Here is a 3,116-nt window from a genome sequence, read left to right as displayed (position 1 = left end):
CGCACGGGGGTGACGTCCGTGGGGGGCCGCGCGGGGGGGGCGGGACGGGCCGCCGCCCCGGCGCGTCCGGCGGCCCCCTGGCAGCGCCCGCGGGAACTGGGCGAGCCGGAGGTCCGCCGGCTCGCCCGCGTACTCGCCGCGCGCCTGGGGGAGGCGGCGGACCGCCTGCCGGAGCACGAACGCCTGGCGGTGGTCGACGCGGTGGGCGACGCGTTCGCCGCGCTGGGGACGCTGGACGCGGAGGCCCTCTTCGCGGCCGACCTCGACCCGGCGGCGCTGGCCGCGATGCTGCTGCCGCCGCGCGGCGCCGCACTGGGCGAGGCGGCCGAGTCCGTCTACCGCGACCTGGTCGCCCTGTGCTGCGCGCACGCCGTGGAGTACACGACGACGCTGCCGGGCTTCGGGGCACGCGCGGAGGTGGAGCTGATCCGCCGCACCGGCGAGCTGACGCGCGCCGTGGAACGGCTGGGGCGGCGCGAGGACGGCGCGGCCCACGCGTTCGAGGAGCGGTACGCGCGCTACGTCGCCGAGACCCACGGCCGCCTCCAGCTGTTCGGCCTGACCTTCAGCCGGGGCCGCGCGGAGTGGCCGCTGGACCTGGCGTACATCAGCCTGGCGGTGAACGGCGAGCAGCTGCTGGAGGAGCCGGGCCGCCACTCGCCGATGAAGACCGAACGGGCGCTGGGTTCCGCCGAGCGCGTCCTGCTGCGCGGGCCGGCGGGTTCGGGCAAGAGCACCCTGGTGCAGTGGCTGGCGCTGAACGCGGCGCGCCGCAGCTTCACGCCGGGCCTCGGCCACTGGAACACGCTGGTCCCCTTCGTCCTGCGGCTGCGCTCGTTCAACTCGCCGGAGGGCCTGCCGATGCCGCAGGACTGGCTGCGCGCCTCGGGCGTGCCGCTGCGCGCCCCCGACGGCTGGGTGGAGAACCTGCTGTCCGAGGGGCGGGCGCTCGTCCTGGTCGACGGCGTCGACGAGGTCCCGTCCAGGCTCCGCAGCCGCACGGAGGACTGGCTCCGCTCCCTGCTCGCGGCCTATCCCCGGGCCCGCTACGTGGTGACCACCCGCCCGTCGGCCGTCCCGGAGGACTGGCTGACCGGGCAGGCGTTCTCCCTCCTCTCCCTGCTGCCGATGGAGCGCGCCGACGTCAGCGCGTTCATCACGCACTGGCACGACTCCGCCCGCGCGGAGTGCGGCTCGGAGGAGGAGCGGGAGGGCCTGGACCGGTACGAGAGGTCGCTCATCGAATCCGTCGGCTCCCGCCGGGACCTCGGATGGCTGGCCTCCAACCCCCTCATGTGCGCCCTGCTGTGCGCCCTGAACCGGGACCGCCACATGCACCTGCCCCGGGCCCGCAAGGAGCTGTACGACGCCGCCCTGGACATGCTCCTGGTGCGCCGGGACACCGAACGGGACATATCCGGCGTCGAGGGGGTGTACCTCAGCCGGGACGAGCAGACCCTGCTGCTCCAGCGGCTCGCGTACTGGCTCATCCGCAACGGCCAGGTGGAGGCGTCCTGCACGGAGGCGCAGGAGATGGTCGGCGAATGGCTCGCCGCGATGCCCCAGGTACGGGCGCAGGCGGGCGCCGAGCAGGTGTTCCGGCACCTGCTGATCCGCAGCGGGCTGCTCCGGGAGCCGGTGCCGGGGTCGGTCCACTTCGTGCACCGGACCTTCCAGGACTACCTGGGGGCCAAGGCGGCCGTGGAGGCGAGGGACTTCGGCGTGCTGGTGGGCAACGCCCACGAGGACGCGTGGGAGGACGTCGTCCGCATGGCGGTCGGGCACGCCCGCCCCGACGAACGCGCGCGTCTGCTGCGGCAGCTGCTGCGGCGGGCCGACAAGGCCAGGCGGGACCACAGCCGGCTGGTCCTGCTCGCCGCGGCCTGCCTGGAGCACGCCCCGGAACTGGACCCCGCGGTCTGGCACGAGGTGGAGGAGCGCACGGCGCACCTGCTGCCGCCGTGCTCGGTGGGGCAGGCCGAGGAGCTGGCCAAGGCGGGCGAGCTGGTCCTGGAGCTGCTGCCGGACCCGGCGGGTCTGGACGAGCAGCAGGCCGCCGCCGTCATCCGCACGGCGGCGCTGGTCGGCGGGGAGCGGGCGCTGCGGGTCATCGCCGGCTTCCGCCGGGACGACCGCTACGACGTGGTCCACGAACTGTCCGACTCCTGGGGGCGGTTCCCCACCGACGCGTACGCGGACGCGGTCCTGGCCGACGCCCCCGTCCGCGTCGGGCACCTGCACGTGCGCACGCCGCAGGAGCTGGCCGTGCTCGGCCGGATGCCGCACATCCAGCGGGTCCACCTCACGTGGAACGGCCCCGTCCCCGAGGCGATCTCCGGGCGGCGGGACCTGGAGTGGCTGGTCATCCACCGCAATCCGGGACTGACCGATCTCGCGCCGCTGGCCGGGCACCCGTCGCTGCGCCACCTCGGCGTACTGGACTGCCCGGAGGTCACGGACATCGGGGCGGTCGCCGGGCTGTCGGCGGACAGCCTCGCCTTCGGCTACCTCCGCGACGGCCTGTCGCTGGCCCCGCTGGCGGCGGTCGACGGGCTCAAGTCCCTGGTCATCGGGTTCGAACCGCAGCAGCGGCGGATCGGGGACGTCCCGGCGGCCGAGGGGCTGACCTCCCTGGCCCTGTGGCAGGGCGTCCGCAGGATGACCCTCGACGGGATCGACCGGTGGCCGGGGGTGAAGGACCTCACGATCGCGGGCAGCATGCAGTACCGGGAGCTGGTCCGCTCGCTCCCGCTCCCGGGACTGCACTCGCTGCAGCTGCGGCACGCCGCACCCGTGTCGGCCGCGGCCCTCGTGCCGTACCGGCAGCTGGCCGAACTCGTGCTGCTCAGGTGCGTGTTCGAGGGGACGCTGGAGCCGCTGACCGAGCTGCCCGGGCTGCGCCGGCTCGTCCTGCGCGAATGCCTCGGGACCCTGGACCTCTCACCGTTCGCGGACACGGACGGGCTCGTGATCGAGGTGGACCGGCGCACCGGCGTGGTCGGCGCCGAGCGGATCCCGCCGGAGCGGCTCGTGTACCGGAACTGAGCCTCCCCGGCGGGACGCGCTCGGGTACCGGAACCGAGCCTCCCCGGCGGGACGCGCTCGTGTACCGGAAC

General features: G+C 75.1%; 1 protein-coding gene. It reads left to right on the top strand.

Features of this window, described 5'->3' with window-relative positions; genetic code table 11:
* Positions 1-3,045, top strand: a 3,045-nt coding sequence (locus ACFXA3_RS29355; protein ID WP_385191558.1) for an NACHT domain-containing protein, incomplete at its 5' end; no start/stop codon positions are given.
* Positions 3,046-3,116: the final 71 nt, after the last annotated feature.

This window comes from Streptomyces sp. NPDC059456, from assembly GCF_042750055.1.
GTDB lineage: Bacteria > Actinomycetota > Actinomycetes > Streptomycetales > Streptomycetaceae > Streptomyces.
This window is presented reverse-complemented; position numbering and strand designations above follow the sequence as displayed.